The sequence below is a fragment of the Cellulophaga sp. 3_MG-2023 genome (assembly GCF_030546975.1).
Lineage (GTDB): Bacteria > Bacteroidota > Bacteroidia > Flavobacteriales > Flavobacteriaceae > Cellulophaga.
In genome coordinates this window covers 1,042,111-1,060,010 of record NZ_JAUOPS010000001.1, presented here as the reverse complement: position 1 = coordinate 1,060,010, position 17,900 = coordinate 1,042,111, and the positions used below count along the sequence as shown (strand labels likewise).

The 17,900-nt window shown below is 31.4% G+C and carries 17 protein-coding genes and 1 other RNA gene; 5 read left to right on the top strand and 13 right to left on the bottom strand.

What is annotated here, in order from left to right; all coding sequences use genetic code 11:
• Position 1: 1 nt before the first annotated feature.
• Positions 2 to 508, bottom strand: a complete 507-nt coding sequence (locus Q4487_RS04525; RefSeq protein WP_303541388.1) for a hypothetical protein — start codon at positions 506 to 508, stop codon at positions 2 to 4.
• A 112-nt stretch (positions 509 to 620) separates the two neighbouring features.
• Between Q4487_RS04525 and Q4487_RS04520 the strand changes: the two genes are divergently transcribed.
• A complete protein-coding gene (locus tag Q4487_RS04520) occupies positions 621 to 1,769 on the top strand; it encodes a cysteine desulfurase family protein (RefSeq protein ID WP_303541390.1) in 1,149 nt (382 codons plus the stop codon).
• On the opposite strand, the gene Q4487_RS04515 is transcribed toward Q4487_RS04520, so the two are convergent.
• Both Q4487_RS04515 and Q4487_RS04510 read right to left on the bottom strand, forming a co-directional pair.
• The gene (locus Q4487_RS04515; protein ID WP_100895611.1) at positions 1,766 to 2,419 is read right to left on the bottom strand and encodes a hypothetical protein; all 654 of its coding nucleotides are present in this window, start codon (positions 2,417 to 2,419) and stop codon (positions 1,766 to 1,768) included. The two genes, Q4487_RS04520 and Q4487_RS04515, sit on opposite strands and share 4 nt — an antisense overlap.
• Before the next feature lie 312 nt (positions 2,420 to 2,731).
• Positions 2,732 to 4,423 (bottom strand): M23 family metallopeptidase, encoded by a 1,692-nt coding sequence (locus Q4487_RS04510; RefSeq protein WP_303541393.1) that lies wholly within the window; start codon positions 4,421 to 4,423, stop codon positions 2,732 to 2,734.
• Positions 4,424 to 4,619: 196 nt separating this feature from the next.
• On the opposite strand from Q4487_RS04510, the gene Q4487_RS04505 reads away from it, so the two are divergent.
• From Q4487_RS04505 to rny, 4 genes are all read left to right on the top strand, one after another.
• Positions 4,620 to 4,910 (top strand): hypothetical protein, encoded by a 291-nt coding sequence (locus Q4487_RS04505; protein WP_100895613.1) that lies wholly within the window; start codon positions 4,620 to 4,622, stop codon positions 4,908 to 4,910.
• A gap of 16 nt (positions 4,911 to 4,926) precedes the next feature.
• Entirely contained in the window at positions 4,927 to 5,223 is a 297-nt protein-coding gene (locus Q4487_RS04500; RefSeq protein WP_100895614.1) for a cell division protein ZapA, read from the top strand.
• A 59-nt stretch (positions 5,224 to 5,282) separates the two neighbouring features.
• Positions 5,283 to 5,393: non-coding RNA, 6S RNA (gene ssrS, locus Q4487_RS04495), on the top strand.
• Between the two features lie 46 nt (positions 5,394 to 5,439).
• Positions 5,440 to 7,011 (top strand): ribonuclease Y, encoded by a 1,572-nt coding sequence (rny, locus tag Q4487_RS04490; protein ID WP_100895615.1) that lies wholly within the window; start codon positions 5,440 to 5,442, stop codon positions 7,009 to 7,011.
• A 73-nt stretch (positions 7,012 to 7,084) separates the two neighbouring features.
• On the opposite strand, the gene Q4487_RS04485 is transcribed toward rny, so the two are convergent.
• The 10 genes from Q4487_RS04485 to Q4487_RS04440 all read right to left on the bottom strand — a co-directional run bounded on the left by Q4487_RS04485 (position 7,085) and on the right by Q4487_RS04440 (position 17,761).
• A complete protein-coding gene (locus Q4487_RS04485) occupies positions 7,085 to 7,321 on the bottom strand; it encodes a DUF6095 family protein (RefSeq protein ID WP_100895616.1) in 237 nt (78 codons plus the stop codon).
• A gap of 17 nt (positions 7,322 to 7,338) precedes the next feature.
• A complete protein-coding gene (locus Q4487_RS04480; RefSeq protein WP_100895617.1) occupies positions 7,339 to 8,151 on the bottom strand; it encodes a DUF4249 family protein in 813 nt (270 codons plus the stop codon).
• Positions 8,152 to 8,156: 5 nt separating this feature from the next.
• On the bottom strand, positions 8,157 to 10,529 hold the full coding sequence (locus Q4487_RS04475; RefSeq protein ID WP_303541397.1) for a TonB-dependent receptor: 2,373 nt from the start codon (positions 10,527 to 10,529) through the stop codon (positions 8,157 to 8,159).
• Positions 10,530 to 10,653: 124 nt separating this feature from the next.
• On the bottom strand, positions 10,654 to 12,864 hold the full coding sequence (locus tag Q4487_RS04470) for an NADP-dependent isocitrate dehydrogenase (protein ID WP_303541399.1): 2,211 nt from the start codon (positions 12,862 to 12,864) through the stop codon (positions 10,654 to 10,656).
• A 650-nt stretch (positions 12,865 to 13,514) separates the two neighbouring features.
• Positions 13,515 to 13,865, bottom strand: a complete 351-nt coding sequence (rplS, locus tag Q4487_RS04465; RefSeq protein WP_013619598.1) for a 50S ribosomal protein L19 — start codon at positions 13,863 to 13,865, stop codon at positions 13,515 to 13,517.
• A 139-nt stretch (positions 13,866 to 14,004) separates the two neighbouring features.
• Positions 14,005 to 14,325, bottom strand: coding sequence for a hypothetical protein (locus tag Q4487_RS04460; protein ID WP_100895620.1), 321 nt, complete (start codon positions 14,323 to 14,325; stop codon positions 14,005 to 14,007).
• Positions 14,318 to 14,998: a tRNA (guanosine(37)-N1)-methyltransferase TrmD gene (gene trmD / locus Q4487_RS04455; protein WP_100895621.1), complete on the bottom strand. Its 681-nt coding sequence runs from the start codon at positions 14,996 to 14,998 to the stop codon at positions 14,318 to 14,320. The genes Q4487_RS04460 and trmD overlap by 8 nt, the downstream gene beginning before the upstream one ends.
• Before the next feature lie 38 nt (positions 14,999 to 15,036).
• Positions 15,037 to 15,480 carry a GNAT family N-acetyltransferase gene (locus Q4487_RS04450; RefSeq protein ID WP_100895622.1) on the bottom strand — a complete coding sequence of 148 codons (444 nt, stop codon included), beginning with the start codon at positions 15,478 to 15,480 and terminating at the stop codon, positions 15,037 to 15,039.
• 45 nt (positions 15,481 to 15,525) lie between these two features.
• Positions 15,526 to 16,152, bottom strand: coding sequence for a tRNA (guanine-N1)-methyltransferase (locus Q4487_RS04445; protein WP_100895623.1), 627 nt, complete (start codon positions 16,150 to 16,152; stop codon positions 15,526 to 15,528).
• Positions 16,153 to 16,312: 160 nt separating this feature from the next.
• Positions 16,313 to 17,761 carry a glyceraldehyde-3-phosphate dehydrogenase gene (locus Q4487_RS04440; protein WP_100895624.1) on the bottom strand — a complete coding sequence of 483 codons (1,449 nt, stop codon included), beginning with the start codon at positions 17,759 to 17,761 and terminating at the stop codon, positions 16,313 to 16,315.
• Between the last annotated feature and the right edge of the window lie 139 nt (positions 17,762 to 17,900).

Below are 17,900 nucleotides of genomic sequence, written 5' to 3'. Positions count from 1 at the left end.
ATTATTGAGGAACAGTAGTTGTTATCACTGCAAAATCTTCAATATTTAAATTTGTAATACGTGATCCATCACCTGTATCTAATGTAATGTCTTTAAGTTTTATGGTGTGTACAAAAGTACCAGCTGTTTCTCCGGCAACAGTATTTATAGTAACAGTACCTGCTGTGGCATTAATTTCTTCAGCTACACTAGGTGTTGCAGGTGGTGGAGAATCACAAAAGTAATTGCTGGTAACAGTTCCAGAAAAAGTTCTGTATGCTAGTTTAGATGCTGTTGGTATGGTACTTTTTATTTCCTCGGTAGAAGCTTCATTTTTTAATAAGCCAGATGCTAATGTTAGTATTAAAGCCTCATTGCTATTTATTTTAAAAAATAAATTAGTATCAACAGTTAGTGTACCACAGTTTTGAGCAGCAACAGTACTAAAGTCTAAAGTTTCAATTTGCAAGTCACCATCACTACAAGATAATAATGTAAAAAGTGCGCTAAAAAGGAAATATTTCTTCATACTCCAAATGTAAAAGTTTTTCTTTTGATTAGTTGTAGTTTTTAACGTTTTTTAGAATTATTTAATTTTAAATCCCCTATTTTTGGGGGATTATAATTTTTGATAAATTCTGATGCAAAAAGTTTATTTAGATAGCGCAGCTACAACACAGGTTAGAGAGGAAGTTATTGCAAAAATGCAAGACGCTTTAGGAGAATGTTACGGAAACCCATCTTCTACACACAGTTTTGGTAGAACAGCTAAAACTGCTATAGAAAAAACGCGTAAAACAATAGCAAAGTACTTAAATGCTCATCCGGCAGAAATTATTTTTACTTCAGGCGGTACAGAAGCAGATAATATGATTTTACGTGCAGCAGTTAGAGATTTAGAGGTGCGTACTATTATAACATCAAAAATAGAACACCATGCCGTTTTACACACAGTAGAAGAGTTAGAAAAAGAGTATGGTATTGCTTTACATTATGTGAATTTAGATGTAGATGGTAATCCAGATTTAGAACATTTAAAAACATTACTAACACAAGATGATACTAAAAAAATAGTAAGTCTTATGCACGTTAATAATGAAATAGGTAATAAATTAGATATAGGTACTGTATGTGTATTGTGTAAAGAACATAATGCACTTTTTCATTCAGACACAGTACAATCTGTAGGTCATTATACTTGGGATGTGCAACAAACTCCAATTGATTTTTTAACAGCAGCAGCACATAAGTTTCATGGACCAAAAGGTATTGGCTTTGCTTATATTAAAAAAGATAAAAATATAAAACCTTTAATTTTTGGTGGTTCTCAAGAACGTGGATTTAGAGCGGGTACAGAGCCTTATCATAACATAGTTGGTCTAGAGGAGGCTTTTGTTAGATCTTATGATAACTTAACAGAAGAAAAAGCATACGTAACAGAGTTGAAGCAATATTTTATAGATAAAATTAAAGCGGAAATTCCTGAAGTGAAATTTAACGGGTTATCTGGTGATATAGAAAAAAGTACCTATACATTGGTAAATGTTAATTTACCTGTAGATGAGAAAAAAGGGTTAATGCTTTTATTTCATTTAGATTTAAAAGGTATTGGTTGTTCTAAAGGAAGTGCTTGCCAGTCTGGTAGTAGCTTAGGGTCTCACGTGTTAACAGAGGTTTTATCTGCTGAAGATTTGCAAAAACCATCAGTACGTTTTTCTTTTTCTAAGTACAATACTAAGCAAGAGTTAGATTATACAATACAAGTTTTAAAAGAATTTATAGAGAGCTAGTTTTTCTTGCTCTTTTTAATTCTTTCTTTATCATAAGGAAATTTACGAGTAGCTTTTTTCATCATACCATCAATTAGGTCTATGGTGTTTTTACCAGTCTTCTTGTTAATTTCCTTTTCGTATTTCCAAAGTAATTTACCAGAATCTCCGTCACTGACTTTTATTCCAATACGCCCGTAATTGGCGTTTCCATCAAAATAATCAAAGAAATTAAAAGATGTAGAAACACCATTAGATAGTAGTACGTTTAAATCAATATTACCGCTTATAATTCCGTCTACATTTAAAAGTTTAGCTAATTCTTTTGTAGTGTGTATATCTATGTTTTTAAATGTAATGTTGTTTTTGGCTAATAGGGCGTTAGTATTTTTTATGTTCTGAAACTCTACTGCGTACTTCTTTTTCTTTTTACCTCTTAAAAAATAAGTTTCTAATGCATTTTGTACTGCATAGCCTTCTTTTTCTTTTAAAGCATTTAGCTCTTCATCTGTAATGTCATCTTTTAACTCTAAATTGGCTAAAAAAGGTATAATGGCAAGTATTTTATGGTCTTTACTAATGGCGTCAAAATGCTGATTCTCATAAATGTTTTTTTGTGCATTAACTCCACAAAAAGATAATAATAGTATAAAAAGTAATGTTTTTTTCATTTTTGTATTCTCTAAAATTGCATTCCTGTATATTGAGTTTGAAAAACTCTACTTTTATAATCAGAAATGACTAGTTGCTTTACGTATCTCTAGTTTTGGTTTGAGTAATTGTATGTTAAAAGGCTTAAAAATTCTGTGATAACAGTGTTTTTTAAATCAATTAAACACACTCTTTTTGTAATTGAGTTTCTGCTTGCAAAAATATATGAAATTCCTAAATCTACACGCTTATACTAATTTAATCTACTGTTATATTTATGCTAATCTGTTTAATTATTGGTTTAACTATGTTTAAAGTTGGTATTAGGAAGTTTATTTTCTAAAAAAAGTAGTTTCATAAGTTTTAGAGTTGCCTACATTGTCTGTTACTACTACTTTTAAATTACACTCTTTTTTATCAAGAATTTTATCATCAAAATTATATGTAATTGTATTTGTTTTATACTCGTAGCTCATTAAAATCCACTCTCCGTTTAAGTAAGCGTTGTAGGTGTCAATTCCACTTAAGTCATCAACAATTTTAAGGCTTAAATACTTGTAATTGTTAAGCCATTGTTTTGCTTTAAAGTTTTTAGGAGTAATTACGGGTGCTATTGTGTCTTTAGCAAGTGTGTATGTGCCCAAGTTTTTTGTTCTTGTTGTAAATGTATTTCCTCTTTTGTATGTTGTAGCGTGTATTGGTTGTTTTCTGCTATTTAGTCTTGCTATAAAAAGTTTTTTTCTTTCTGATGCAGAATATTTACTAACATTAAAAGTAATTGTAAAGTTACGGTGAGCAGGAACTTCACCATTATGAATTTTTACAGTATCTGCACCTTTTTCTAAATCGATATAAAAATCTTTATAAAATGTATTAGCAGGGAAATAAACTTTGGCGCCATCTAAATTGTAGTTATTTGGCTTTTTTGCAATTAGATAATTATCTGTGATTTCTACTTTTTTAGGTGATTTTAATTCTTGTACTTTACCTTCAACCGGAATAATAATTTTAGTTGTGTTATCTTCCCAGTCCTTTAAAAGTAATACTACATTGTAGCTAAGACCATTATTTACAGTTATTTTCCCATCATTATGTAAGTCAGAGTAAATGCTAAGTTTATTACTAGGCTCTTTAAAACATTTTACAATACGTTGACTGTATTTACCGTAGTGTTGGTAGTCTATTAAAGTGTTAATATATCTAGACTCTGCAAACGAGAAAGTATTAAATTTAAACTTAGAATAGGTTTTACCATTTACTTGTTGTTCTATAGAATAAATACCGTTTTTATTTGCAGCCATATCTTGCCTGTCATATCCATTAAAGCCAATTCCTATGGTACCAGCAGCATACACTTTATCTGCTAAATAAGACCCATCTGCTTGCCTTTTAAATTTTAACTGTGTTTTGTCTGCATTGCGGTTTATTTGTGCATTATCACTTAAAGGATAGGCGTAAAGGTTTAATATTGTAGGGTCTGTTGCATCTCTAATATCATAGCCATACAAAAGCGGATTTGTAGGTTTGCTGGTTGTGTTGCTTCTAATTTCAAAATGTAAATGTGGACCAGAAGAACCTCCCGTATTACCAGAATAAGCTATAATTTCACCTTTTTTAACTTTTAGCTCACCAAAATCAGGAAAAGTTTCTACTTGGTAAGACTGTTTTTTGTATTGTATTTTTTTTATATACTCTTCTATTTTTGGAGAAAATTTTTGCAAATGAGCATACACAGATGTGTAACCGCTAGGGTGTGTAATGTATAGAGCTTTGCCATAGCCCCAATGTGATATTTTAATACGTGTAACAGAGGCATCATCTATGGCGTAAACAGCTAAACCTTCTCTTTGTTGGGTTTTAATATCTATACCAGAATGAAAATGATTAGAGCGTAACTCACCAAAATTACCAGCTAATATTAAAGGAATGTCTAAAGGAGATTGAAATTTGTTCTGTGGATATTTTTCTTGTCCGTTAACAGAAGTAAGTAAAAATAATGCAGCTATAAATGCGTAAATTCTCATATGTATTGTTAAAGTTGATACGAAAATAACCAATCCCGCTTAATTGAAAAAGACTAATACGTCTTAAAAATTACAAAACACCTTATTACAAGAGGTTAAGTGCTAAGATTTAATTCTTTACAAGAATAATTCAAAAAAGTATTGCGAAGTAGTTTATTCTATGTTAACTTTGTGATAAATGCATCGATTTTTGTAAATGAGCGAATTAGTTGAAATTGTTGATTCTTTAGAAAACAAAGTTAGCAAGCTACTTCATAAAATGGAGTTATTACAGCAAGCTAATAGTAGGTTGTATGGAGAATTACTATCGCTTAAAAAAGAACAAGCTGCTACTTCTAATTTAGTTTTAGATTGGGAAGAAAAGTACAATGCTCTTAAACTTGCAAATTCTATGCTAGGCAGTAATAAGAATAAAACAGAAGCAAAGCTTAAAATAAATACATTAATTAGAGAGTTAGATCATTGTATTGCTCAACTAGCTGAATAGTGTAATATTAATACTTATGGCAGAAAAGCTAAAAATTAAACTTTCTATTGCAGACAGGGTTTACCCATTAACTATAGATCCTAGTCAGGAAGAAGGTTTACGTAAAGCTGCAAAAAATATAGAGCAGTTAGCAAAAAAGTTTGAGCAAAACTATGCCGTTAGAGATAAACAAGATGTTTTGGCAATGTGTGCCTTGCAGTTTGCCTCTAAAATAGAACAAAAAAGTATTGATAAACAAGAAGATACAACAGAGGTGACAGAGCGTTTGAAAGCTTTGGAGAGTATTGTAGATTCTAAGCTAAGCTCTATATAGTACAAATACGTTCATTACATAACATTAAGTTACTGCCCACATTGGTATTTTTTTGACAAACTCAACATTAATTTGTTTTTAAAGGGTGAGTTTAGTTTGTAAAAGCAAGCCTTACTAGTATAAGGATCCTTGATCATGCTGTTAGCCCTAATCCTGTTTTATAGGAGTTTGTACAAAACACCCCCAATGTGGGTTTTTTAATATATATAAACAACCATGGAGAATATTACATTTATAATTGTAGGAGCTATAGTAGGTTTAGCAATTGGTTTTATGATAGCCAAATTTTTAGAGAAAGGCAAAGCCTCTAAAACAATAGCAAGTGCAAAACTAGAAGCAGAGTCAATCTTAAGAAATGCTAAGACAGAAGGTGAAAGCATAAAAAAAGATAAAATATTACAAGCAAAAGAAAAGTTTTTAGAACTTAAAGCAGAACACGAAAAAGTTATTATTGCAAAGGACAAAAAAATGTCCGAAGCAGAAAAGCGTACAAGAGATAAAGAGTCTCAAGTAAGTAATGAGCTTGCAAAAGGGAAAAAATTAAATGATCAATTGCAGTCTAAATTACAATCTGTAGATCATAAAAATGACTATTTAGAAAAGAAACAGTCTGAGTTAGATAAACTACATAAAAATCAAGTGCAGCAATTAGAAGTAATTTCTGGTTTATCTGCAGATGAAGCAAAAGAGCAATTGGTAGATTCTTTAAAAGAAACTGCAAAGTCAGATGCTATGGCGTTTATGCAAACTGCAATGGAAGAAGCTAAGCTTACTGCAGAACAAGATGCTAAAAAAATTATCATAAATACCATACAACGTATAGGTACAGAAGAGGCTGTAGAAAACTGCGTATCTGTTTTTAACCTTGAGTCTGATGATGTAAAAGGACGTATTATTGGTAGAGAAGGAAGAAACATTAGAGCCTTAGAAGCTGCAACAGGAGTAGAAATTATTGTTGATGATACACCAGAAGCAATTATACTTTCTTGTTTTGATTCTGTGCGTAGAGAAGTAGCACGTTTATCTTTACATAAATTAGTAACAGATGGCCGTATACACCCAGCACGTATTGAAGAGGTTGTGCGTAAAACAGAAAAACAAATAGAACAAGAAATTGTAGAGGTTGGTAAGCGTACAATTATAGACTTAGGTATTCACGGTTTACACCCAGAGTTAATTAGGGCTGTAGGTCGTATGAAATATCGTTCTTCATACGGACAAAACTTACTGCAACACTCTAGAGAAGTTGCTAAGCTTTGTGGTGTAATGGCAGCAGAGTTAGGTTTAAACCCTAAAACAGCTAAAAGAGCAGGTTTATTACATGATATAGGTAAAGTACCAAATACAGAAGTAGAGGTAGAAACTCCACACGCTATTTTAGGTATGCAATGGGCAGAGAAATACGGGGAAAAGCCAGATGTGTGTAATGCAATTGGTGCTCACCACGATGAAATTGAAATGAAAACATTAATTGCTCCAATTGTACAGGTTTGTGATGCTATTAGTGGTGCTAGACCAGGTGCAAGAAGACAAGTTTTAGACTCTTATATACAGCGTTTAAAAGATTTAGAAGAAGTAGCCTTTGGGTTTGTGGGTGTACAAAAAGCATATGCCATACAAGCGGGTAGAGAGTTGCGTGTTATTGTAGAGAGTGAAAAAGTAAATGATGATAAAGCAGCTGAGTTATCTTTTGAGATTTCGCAAAAAATACAAACAGATATGACATATCCAGGACAAGTAAAAGTTACTGTAATACGTGAAACTAGAGCTGTTAACGTTGCTAAGTAATTTTTAACCACATAGTATAATATTAAAAAAGCCTCCTAAATGGAGGCTTTTTTAATGCTTAATATTTTAGATTTTAATTGTTCTTTTTATTGCCAAAAATGGCATGCATCATTAAGCGTAAACTGTATAAAAATAAACCCATAGCAGCTAAAGATAATATAAAGCCAAGTATAAGCACAGGTAAATATAAAGGGTGATTTTCATTTTTAAAAGCTTCGTATATAGCTCCAGGGCCAGAAAACATAAGTAATATTGTTAACCCAAAAAACTTAATGCTTTTGTAAAAAGAGTCAGACTGTGTTGTGGGCATATGTATAATGGTATTTATTAATTTATAGTAATTGTATATTCGTATGTTTCAGATAAATTAAAATATCCTAAGGCGTAATTGTCTTCATTTGTGGTATTAATTATGTTGCCTCTAATAGTAGCTGGTGTTGTCTGAAATGGTCCTCCAGAGCTTTCTCCACTCTGAGCTAAAATTAAATCCATATAATTGTAAAATTGTTCATCTGCGCCATTTAACTTTATAACAACTTCCTTGCCAGAAGATAGATCATCATAAAAATAAGAGAATTTAAATGTCTCTCCCTGAAAAAATTCATCTGAAGTGGTTAAAAACTCACCAAAATCTAAATCAAAAACATAAAAATCTTCTCTGCTAGCATCATCTGTAAAAGAAACAATTAACTCTGTATCGTTTTCATCAAAAAGTGTAGCGTCTCCTTGTTCAACATTGTCAATAGCTACACTGGGTATTAGGGTTGTTTCTGCAGTATATGTATTGTTGTTGTACACAACATTTAGTTGGTATGTTTTGTTAAACTCGGGAGTAAAGTTATTTGTTGTAGATTGGTAATAGCCTGCGTTACCATTGGAGGTAAATGGATATAAAGTACCAGAATTTAAATCTGTAATTGTAACATTTGCATCATTTACTGGTTTGTTTTCATTAGCAAAATAATCTGTTGTTAAGGATAATTTTACAAAGCCATCTGTTCTTACAGGAGATTCTGTAGTGTATACATCAAAACTAGCATCTATAACTAATTTTGGTTCTGTGCTTGGTACATCTATGTCTACAACATCCTCGCATCCAAAAAATAATAAAAGTGGTATAATGTATGCTAACTTTTTCATTATTATTAAAATTTAAAATTATAAGTTACAGATGGTACTATACCAAATATTGAGGTACGTAAGGCTTCATTGTTTCCAGTGTCTTCATTTCTGGAAAAATTAATAGAAGCAGCATTTTTACGGTTATAAACGTTGTATATGCCAAATACCCATTGTGCTTGTAATTTTCTGTTTTTATTTTTTCTAGGAGTTAGTGTGGCAGATATATCTAACCTATTGTAGCTTGGTAGACGTTGATTATTACGGTCTCCATAAATAGGAATACTTAAGTCTTTGTATTCAAATTGCCCAATTGGGTAATTTGTAGGTTGCCCAGATTGGTATATTAAATTGCTATTAAAGCTCCATTTGTCATTTATGTTATAACTTGCATTTATAGATAAATCGTGAGTTTTATCAAATGATGTGGTGTACCATTTACCATTGTTAATTCCTGTTTCGTTAACTGTTCTAGGTGGAGTTTGTTGTTCGGACTTAGATAAAGTGTAGGATAGCCAGCCGTTTAATTTACCGCTATTTTTCTTAAACATAAATTCTAATCCGTAAGATCTCATTTTGCCATTTAAAATTACTTGCTCTATAGCATCATTAGCAATTAAATTTGCGCCATCTATATAATCTATTCTGTTTTTTACATCTTTGTAATAAGCTTCAGTTTCTAAAGAGTAGCTATCGTTTTTAAAGTTTTTAAAGTAACCTATTGCGTACTGATCTAATATTTGTGGTTTTATATATTTTCCACTAGGAGACCATACATCTAAAGGAGTAGGGGAGCTGGTATTAGAAAGTAAATGTAGGTACTGAGCCATATGGTTGTAGCTGGCTTTTATAGAGTTGTTATTGTTTAAAGCATATGATAAGGCTAGTCTTGGTTCTAAATTGTTAAATGTGGTAATTTGTGCAGACCTTTTAAAACGTTCTTTTCCTATAGGTTCTGCACTCTCGTATATCTGAAAATCGGTATTAAAATTTACAGCTTGGTCGTTTTCATATATAAAAAGTTCATCTTGACCAAGTCTGGTAAAATGACTCCAACGTACGCCGTACTGTAGTGTTAAGTTGTTGGTGACTTTATGTTCTGCATCTATATAAGCGGCAAACTCGTTAGCATATTTGTCTGTTAATTTATTAGTTAGAATGCCAGAATCGCCTCGGTTTGGTTTTATTTCTCCAGGATTAAATCTGTAGTAAGTATTGTTTACTCCGTAATTTAACTTTATGTCATTAGAAATGTAATTTTTAAAATCGTATTTAAGATTAAAGTTTTGTATTCCAGAGTTCCATTTAAAGCCAACAAAATCTAGTTCTAATCCGTAAAAGTAGTCTGAGTAAATTAAGGATAAATTACTAAATAGTTTATCTGAGAATAAATGATTCCACCTTAAATTAATTACAGAGTTACCGTATGTATTTTCAAAACTATTAGCAATACTAAAAACATCTCTACCAAAGTAACCAGATAAGTATATGTTATTGTTTTTATTTATTTTATAATTAAGTTTAGTGTTTAAATCGTAAAAATACGCCTTGTTGTCATTATCTAATAAGGGTAAAAACAAGTGAGCGTATGAGCTACGACCACCAATTAAAAAAGCACCTTTATCTTTTTTTAATGGTCCTTCTAGTAGTAACCTACTAGATACAATGCCGATACCACCATTAGCTTTAAATTTTTTGCTATTTCCTTCTTTTTGATAAATATCTAGTACAGATGAAATTCTACCTCCATATTTTGCTGGTATGCCACCTTTGTATAGCTTTAAATCTTTTATGGCATCAGGATTAAAAACGGAAAAGAAACCAAATAAATGTGATGAGTTGTAAATAGTAGCTTCATCTAATAAGATTAAATTTTGATCTACAGATCCACCACGTACATTAAATCCAGATGCTCCTTCGCCACCACTAGTAACTCCAGGTAGTAGTAAAATTGATTTTAGCACATCTGCCTCTCCTAAAATTGCGGGTATTTTTTTTATACTGCTAGATGAGAGCGAGTTTACACTCATTTGTGGTTTTCTAATACTAATTTTTTCAATGTCTTCAGTAAGTACAACTTCGTTTAACTGCTCAACGGCTTCATTAAGTTGAAGATTTAATGTAGTGTCTTTGGTTAAATTTATTTCTTTTTTAATGTCATTAAAACCAATATAGCTTACAATTATTGTGTAGTTTCCTTTAGGTAAAGTTAAGGAGTAAAACCCGTATTCATTAGTAATAACTCCTGTTTGTAATTCTGGTACTGCTATAGATACGCCAATTAGTGTTTCATTACTAGAGGCTTCTGTAATGGTTCCAAATAACGTAATTTTTTCTTGAGCTTTAGTTGCTGTAAATGCGAACAAAAATATTAAAAAGCAGACAATGGGTCTGTGCATAGTTGGTGTGGTTTTTTGTAAAAATAGCCACTTTTGTTGCTAGAATATAATAGTTAACATTTATTTAAAACAAAAAAAGCCTATTCGTTGTTAATGAATAGGCTTTTGTATGATAATAAATATATTAAATACTACTAATAATAGTGTTTAACGTATTACTAGGTCTCATAGCTTTGGCTAAAATCTCTTGGTTAGGTAAGTAGTAGCCTTCTATATCTACACTAGATCCTTGAGCGTTAATTAACTCTTCGTTTATTTTGCTTTCATTATCTTTTAATGAAGTGTAAACGTCTTTAAATTTAGCTTGCAGTGTAGGACTCTTAGTTTGGTTAGCTAATGCTTCTGCCCAGTATAGTGTTAAGTAAAAGTGAGAACCTCTATTGTCTATTTCATTTACTTTTCTAGATGGAGATTTATCGTTTAATAAAAACTTTTCTGTAGCATCACCTAAAGCTTCGGCTAAAACAAGTGTGTCTTTATTATTAGATTTTTCAGCTTCGTGTTCTAAAGAAACTTCTAAGGCTAAAAATTCGCCTAATGAATCCCAACGTAAATGACCTTCTTCTGTAAATTGCTCCACGTGTTTAGGAGCAGATCCACCAGCACCAGTTTCAAACAAACCACCGCCATTCATTAAAGGTACAATAGATAGCATTTTTGCACTTGTGCCAACTTCTAAAATTGGGAATAAATCTGTTAAGTAATCTCTAAGTACATTACCAGAAACCGAAATAGTGTCCTTACCGTCTTTAATTCTGGCAAGTGTGTATTCTGTTGCTTTTAAAGGGGAAAGAATTAAAATTTCTAGGCCAGAAGTGTCGTGATTAGGTAAATAAGCTTTTACTTTTTTAATTAATTCTGCATCGTGAGCTCTTTTTTCATCTAACCAAAAAACAGCAGGTGTATTAGTTGCTCTAGCTCTAGATACTGCTAATTTAACCCAGTCCTGAATAGGAGCATCTTTAACCTGGCACATTCTCCAGATATCACCAGCTTCCACATTGTGCTCTACAAGTACCGTACCGCTAGCATCTATAACTTGTACTTTTCCGTTGTTTGCAATTTCAAATGTTTTATCATGAGATCCGTATTCTTCTGCTTTTTGAGCCATTAAACCAACGTTAGGGACTGTACCCATTGTTGTAGGATTAAAAGCGCCGTGTTTTTTACAGAAGTCTATAGTAGCAGAATAAATTTCTGCATAACTACTGTCAGGTATAACGGCTAAAGTGTCTTGTGCTTTTCCTTCTGCATTCCACATTTGTCCAGAGTTACGTATCATTGCAGGCATAGAAGCGTCAATAATAACATCACTAGGTACGTGAAGGTTTGTTATTCCCTTGTCAGAATTAACCATTGCTAAATCTGGACCATTTTCTATAGTCTTTTCAATTTCAGCTTTAATTTCAGCACCATTAGATATTTTATCTAATTTATTTAATAAGCTTTCTAAGCCGTTGTTTGCGCTTATTCCGTTTTCTTCAAAAACTTTACCGTACTTTTTAAATACATCAGCAAAGAAAACTTCTACAGCGTGACCAAAAATGATTGGATCAGAAACTTTCATCATAGTTGCTTTCATATGTAAAGAAAACAATATGCCAGCATCTTTAGCTTCTTTCATTTGTTCTTGTAAAAAAGCTAAAAGAGCCTTGTTGCTCATTACTGTTGCGTCTATAATTTCGCCATCTAGTAAAGAAATTTTTTCTTTCAATACATCTTTAGAGCCATCTTCTTTTACTAAAACAATGCTAACATCTGTTGCTTTATCTAGTGTGATAGATTTTTCATTAGCTTTAAAATCTCCTGATGACATAGTGGCAACTTGAGATTTAGAATCTGGGCTCCAAGGTCCCATAGAGTGTGGGTTTGCTTTTGCGTAATTTTTAACAGCTTTAGGAGCTCTACGGTCAGAGTTACCCTCACGTAATACTGGATTTACAGCACTACCTTTAATTTTGTCAAAACGACCTTTAATTTCTTTTTCTTTAGCGTCTTTAGGATCGTCTGGATAGCTAGGAATAGCGTAACCTTTAGATTGTAATTCTGCAATGGCTTCTTTAAGTTGAGGAATAGAAGCGCTAATGTTTGGTAATTTTATAATGTTAGCCTCTGGGCTTTTTGCCAATTCTCCTAGTTGAGCTAAAGCATCTTCAAATTGTTGCTCTTTAGATAAATAATCTGGAAAAACAGCTAATATACGAGCTGCTAAAGAGATGTCTTTTGTTTCCATTTCTATACCTGTAGTTTTGGTAAAAGCTTGTACAATTGGTAAGAAAGATTGAGTTGCTAAAGCAGGAGCTTCATCAGTTTTTGTATATATTATTTTTGGCATATTATATTGATTTATTTTAAGCGAAACAAATATACAATTTTCAGCTATCTTAAGGAATGAGATATTTTTAAAAAACTATTAAAAATTGTGATTATTATGCAATAAATCAGTAAAAACAAAAGCCATATCATTGTAATGTATACATTGATATGGCTTTTAGAAACAATTCTTAACTTTTGTTTGTTTTATACCTTCTATAAAACGGCAACCATTGATTGCAGTTAACTTTTGTTTCTACGTTTAAAATAAAATGAATACTTCATATAAATCAAGTCAATCATTATATTTCTTCTTGTTACCACCTTTAAGTTAATTAAACATATAATTTATTAAATTAAAAATCTACAATTAAATTTTATCAACTTATTGTAGGCCTTCTTGTTAAAGCAATTAAGAATGTGCCTTAATTAGTTTATTTGAGGTCTTGTAACAATATAAAGAACGCAACTTTATAGAAATTTACTAAACACTTAACCATTAAAAATGATATTACTAGTAAACAACACTTAAAATTAATAAAAAATAATTAATAAACCTATAATTTTAACATATTCTATTTATTTTAAAATTTAACTGTGTATTTGGTAATTGTGTTAACAAAAAAAAGTCTACCGTTAGGTAGACTTTTTACTATTGTATTAGAAGTTGTATTATTTACGAACTTCTTTAATTCTTGCTTTCTTACCAGTAAGACCTCTAAAGTAGAAGATACGAGCTCTACGTACTTTACCTTTCTTATTGATTTCAATTTTTTGTAATGCAGGTAAATTAACAGGGAAAATACGCTCAACACCAACAGTACCAGACATTTTACGAATAGTAAAAGTTTCTGTAGCACCGCTACCTCTTCTTTGAATAACTACACCTCTAAAGAACTGAGTACGAGTTTTTTCACCTTCCTTAATTTCGTAGTATACAGTAATTGTATCACCAGCAGAGAATTTTGGAAAATCTTTTTTTGGAACAAATTCGTCTTCAACAAATTTAATTAATGCTTCCATCTTGTGTTTTTTTATATAAGTTTATTAAAATCAACAGTTCACGTGTTTCGCCAGAGGTTAATTTTAAATCGAGTGCAAAAATACATTATTAATTACATATAGCAAGTTTTGAATTGTATTTTTTGCTTTAAAATAGTTATTATGACTCTTTTTTTAATTTGCTAACGGCTATAATAAAGCCTATGACAAAAATAATAGAGAAGAAACAACTTAATACATTAACACTATAGTTAGCTAGCATTAGTTGCTCCATGTCTAAATTAAGTGCGCTTGTTAGTGCTGTTATTATTGGGTATGCTATTGTACACAAAAAGCTTACAATGCTACCAATAATCATAAAAACACCAGCTATATCCTTCTTTTTGGTGGTGTAAATTATAGCTCCAATAGTTGTTGTTATGGCTATTAGGGCGTAAAATATTGAAGTTATTCCGTATAATATTTCAAAATTATCAATCATTGTCTAGTAAATCTGGTCTTAATTGTTTGGTTCTTTCATAGGCTTGGTCTTCTCTCCATTTTTCTATTTTAGGAAAGTTACCATTAAGTAATACTTCTGGTACTTTTAACCCTTTGTATTCGGCAGGTCTTGTGTAAACTGGTGGGGCTAATAAATTATCCTGAAAAGTGTCTGTTAAAGCAGATGTTTCATTATTTAATACACCAGGAATTAACCTTATAATGGTATCGCATAAAACTGCAGCACCAAGTTCTCCTCCAGATAATACGTAATCTCCAATAGATATTTCTTTAGTAATTAAGGTATCTCTTACTCTTTGGTCTACACCTTTATAATGTCCGCAAAGAATAATTATATTTTCAGATAAGGATAGTGTGTTGGCCATTTTTTGGTTTAAAGTACTACCGTCTGGAGTCATATAAATAACATCATCATAAGTACGCTCTGCTTTTAGCTTGCTTATGCATTTGTCTATAGGTTCTATCATCATAACCATACCGGCACCACCACCAAATTGGTAATCATCTATTTGGTTGTAGCTTTTGTCTGTGTAATCTCTTAAGTTATGAAAATGAACTTCTACAAGTCCTTTTTCTATAGATCTTTTTAAAATTGATGCCTCAAACGGACTTTTTAATAACTCTGGTAAAACCGTAATAATATCTATTCTCATACTAAATTATTGGCAGCAAATATACAATTTAGATTTTGCTATTTGGCTGTCCAAAAGTAGTGAAAAGAGTTTGTGTCTTTTTTCCAGTTTAATTTTTCGTATAATTTTTGTGCAGGGTTGTCTGTTGCAGTCTCTAATGCAACTCCCTTATACTTATTTTCTAAACAAAACTTTTGTGCTTTTTGGAGTAGGGCAGCACCAATATTTTTAGATCTGTAATTTGCATCCACAAATAAATCGTTTAATATAAATATAGGTAGTAGAGATACTGATGAGTATGAGGTATAGAGTTGTGTAAAGCCAACGGCTTCATCACCTTTAAAAGCAATAAAAATATGAGATTGTTCTTTGGTTAATCTTTCTTTTAAAAAATTAATTGCAGCCTCTAAATTAGATTCTTGCTTGTAAAATATTCTGTAATTATTAAATAGAGGAGCTACTAAAGCTATGTGTTCTAGTGTTGCTTTTTTTACTGTTACCATAGTTTTTAAAATAAAAAAGCTCCTTATAAAGGAGCTTAGTAAAAATTATTTTTTTTGCTTGTTGAGTTCGTCCATAAGCTGTCTGCTTATTTTTTGTTCTCGCTCTAAAGCTCTTCTTCGGTGGTCTTCAAACTCAGTCTCTAATTCTGCTAAGTTTGTTTTAGCTTCTTGCGTTAATACATTACTTTTTCTAAATCTGTAGATAAATAATAATAATAACGTAAGTAAACCACCAATAATAGACCACAATATAAGGTTGTATGTTACTTTAGATACTTGCATACCTAAAAAAGACATACTGTCTTTTTCCTCTGTAATTGCAGAAAGGTTTTTGGTTGTAGCGTCTAATTTTTGATTTAGATCACTAATGGTAGTTTCGTTTTCTTTAATAGTGCTTTTTAAAGATGTTTCAGTTTTACCGTAAGCAGACAAAGAATCTAATACATTCTTCTTTAGCTTAGCTAAATTTGTAACTTTTACAACTTCATATTTAACACCAAGAGCTCTATAGTTACCAGATTTTTTGGCAACGTATTCAAATTGCGATTCAATAGGACCACTTTCTAAAGAAAAAGTAGTTTCTTCATCTTCTGATTCGTTTTCTTCTTGAGCAAACTGTACGTTCCATACTAGTAAAGCAATAAATATTGGTAATAGCTTTAAGCCTTTCATATAATGTTGTGTTTTAAAAAATTCTAATGAAGCGGCTAAAGTAATTTAATATTTTTAGATAAGAAAAAAACTCCGCTGAAACTTGGAGAATAATATAGGATTTCTCCTAAAATTAGCTCCAATTTATGAGTTACAACGAAGTTTTCCAACACATAATCGATTAATAGTAAGTAAATCTTCTTACTTTAGAGATGTACTTAGCTAATCTTATTACTTGATGAGAGTATCCATATTCATTATCATACCAGATATATAAAATAATGTTTTTACCATCTTTAGAAACTATGGTAGCAGGGCTATCATAAATTGATGGGGCAGAAGTGCCAACAATATCAGATGATACTAACTCATTATTTAAAGAGTATTTAATTTGCTCTACAAGGTCACCTTCTAAAGCGTATTTTTTAAGAATAGTATTTATACCTTCTTTAGATGTTTTATTATTAACATCTAAGTTTAATATAGCTAAAGACCCGTTTGGTACAGGAACTCTAATTGCATTAGAACTTAATTTGCCTTCTAAACTAGGTAGCGCTAAACATACTGCTTTACCAGCACCAGTTTCTGTTATTACCATATTTAGTGCAGCTGCTCTACCACGACGGTATTTGCTATGCATGTTATCTACTAAATTCTGGTCGTTAGTATAGGCGTGTATAGTTTCTAAATGTCCTTTTTTAACACCTAAAGAATCTTCTACAATTTTTAAAATTGGAGTAATTGCATTTGTTGTGCAAGATGCAGCAGAAAATATTTTAGTAGTGTCTGGATTGTGCTCTAGGTGGTTAACACCGTGTACTATATTTGGTATTCCTTTACCAGGAGCTGTTAATAATACTCTAGACGCTCCTTTAGATTGTAAGTGTCTGCTTAAGGCTTCTTTATCTCTAAATGCACCAGTATTATCTATAATTAAGGCGCTAATTATACCATATTTAGTATAGTCTATATCTTCTGGTTTTTGTGCAGATATAATATGTACTGTTGTGCCATTAATAATTAATGCACTGTTTTCTACATCTACATCTATAGTGCCTGTAAAGTGACCGTGAACAGAATCTGTACGTAAAAGGCTAGCTCTTTTTTCTAATACATCTTTGTTTACAGTACCTCTAGTAACAATTGCTCTAAGTCTTAATTGGTTTCCTTTACCAGTTTTGGCCATAAGCTCTCTGGCAACTAACCTACCAATTCTACCAAAACCGTAAAGAACAACGTCTTTTGGTTTAATAGTTTTAGCGCCATCAGCATCTTTTAATTTGTCTAAAACAAATGCTTTAACATTGCTGTAGTTGTTGTCATCTGCGTGGTATTCATAAGTTAATTTACCTATGTCTAATTTTGCAGGTGGTAATTTAATGTCGTTAATTGCTCTTAAGATTTCAACAGAATCAAAAATTGAAATTGGTTTTTGTACAAATTCACCTGCATATTCGTGTAGGTTAATAATGTCGCTTACATTTTTATCAATAATCTGATTTTTGAAAAGAACTACCTCAATAGACTTGTCATACCACAGGTTGCTCACAATTTTTATGAACTCTGTAGTTGCTTTTCTACGGTCTGCTTGAAAAGCTAATTCTTTCTCGTACGATTTACTGGCACTCATTAAATATGATTTAAAAATGAATTTAATTTTGCGCAAAAGTACTATATTTCAAACGTTTTCGTAAAGTGTTTTGGTAAAAAAAAATGCAGACTTCGTTAAGTCTGCATTTTTAACCGTTTAAAAGGATTGTGTTTGTTAC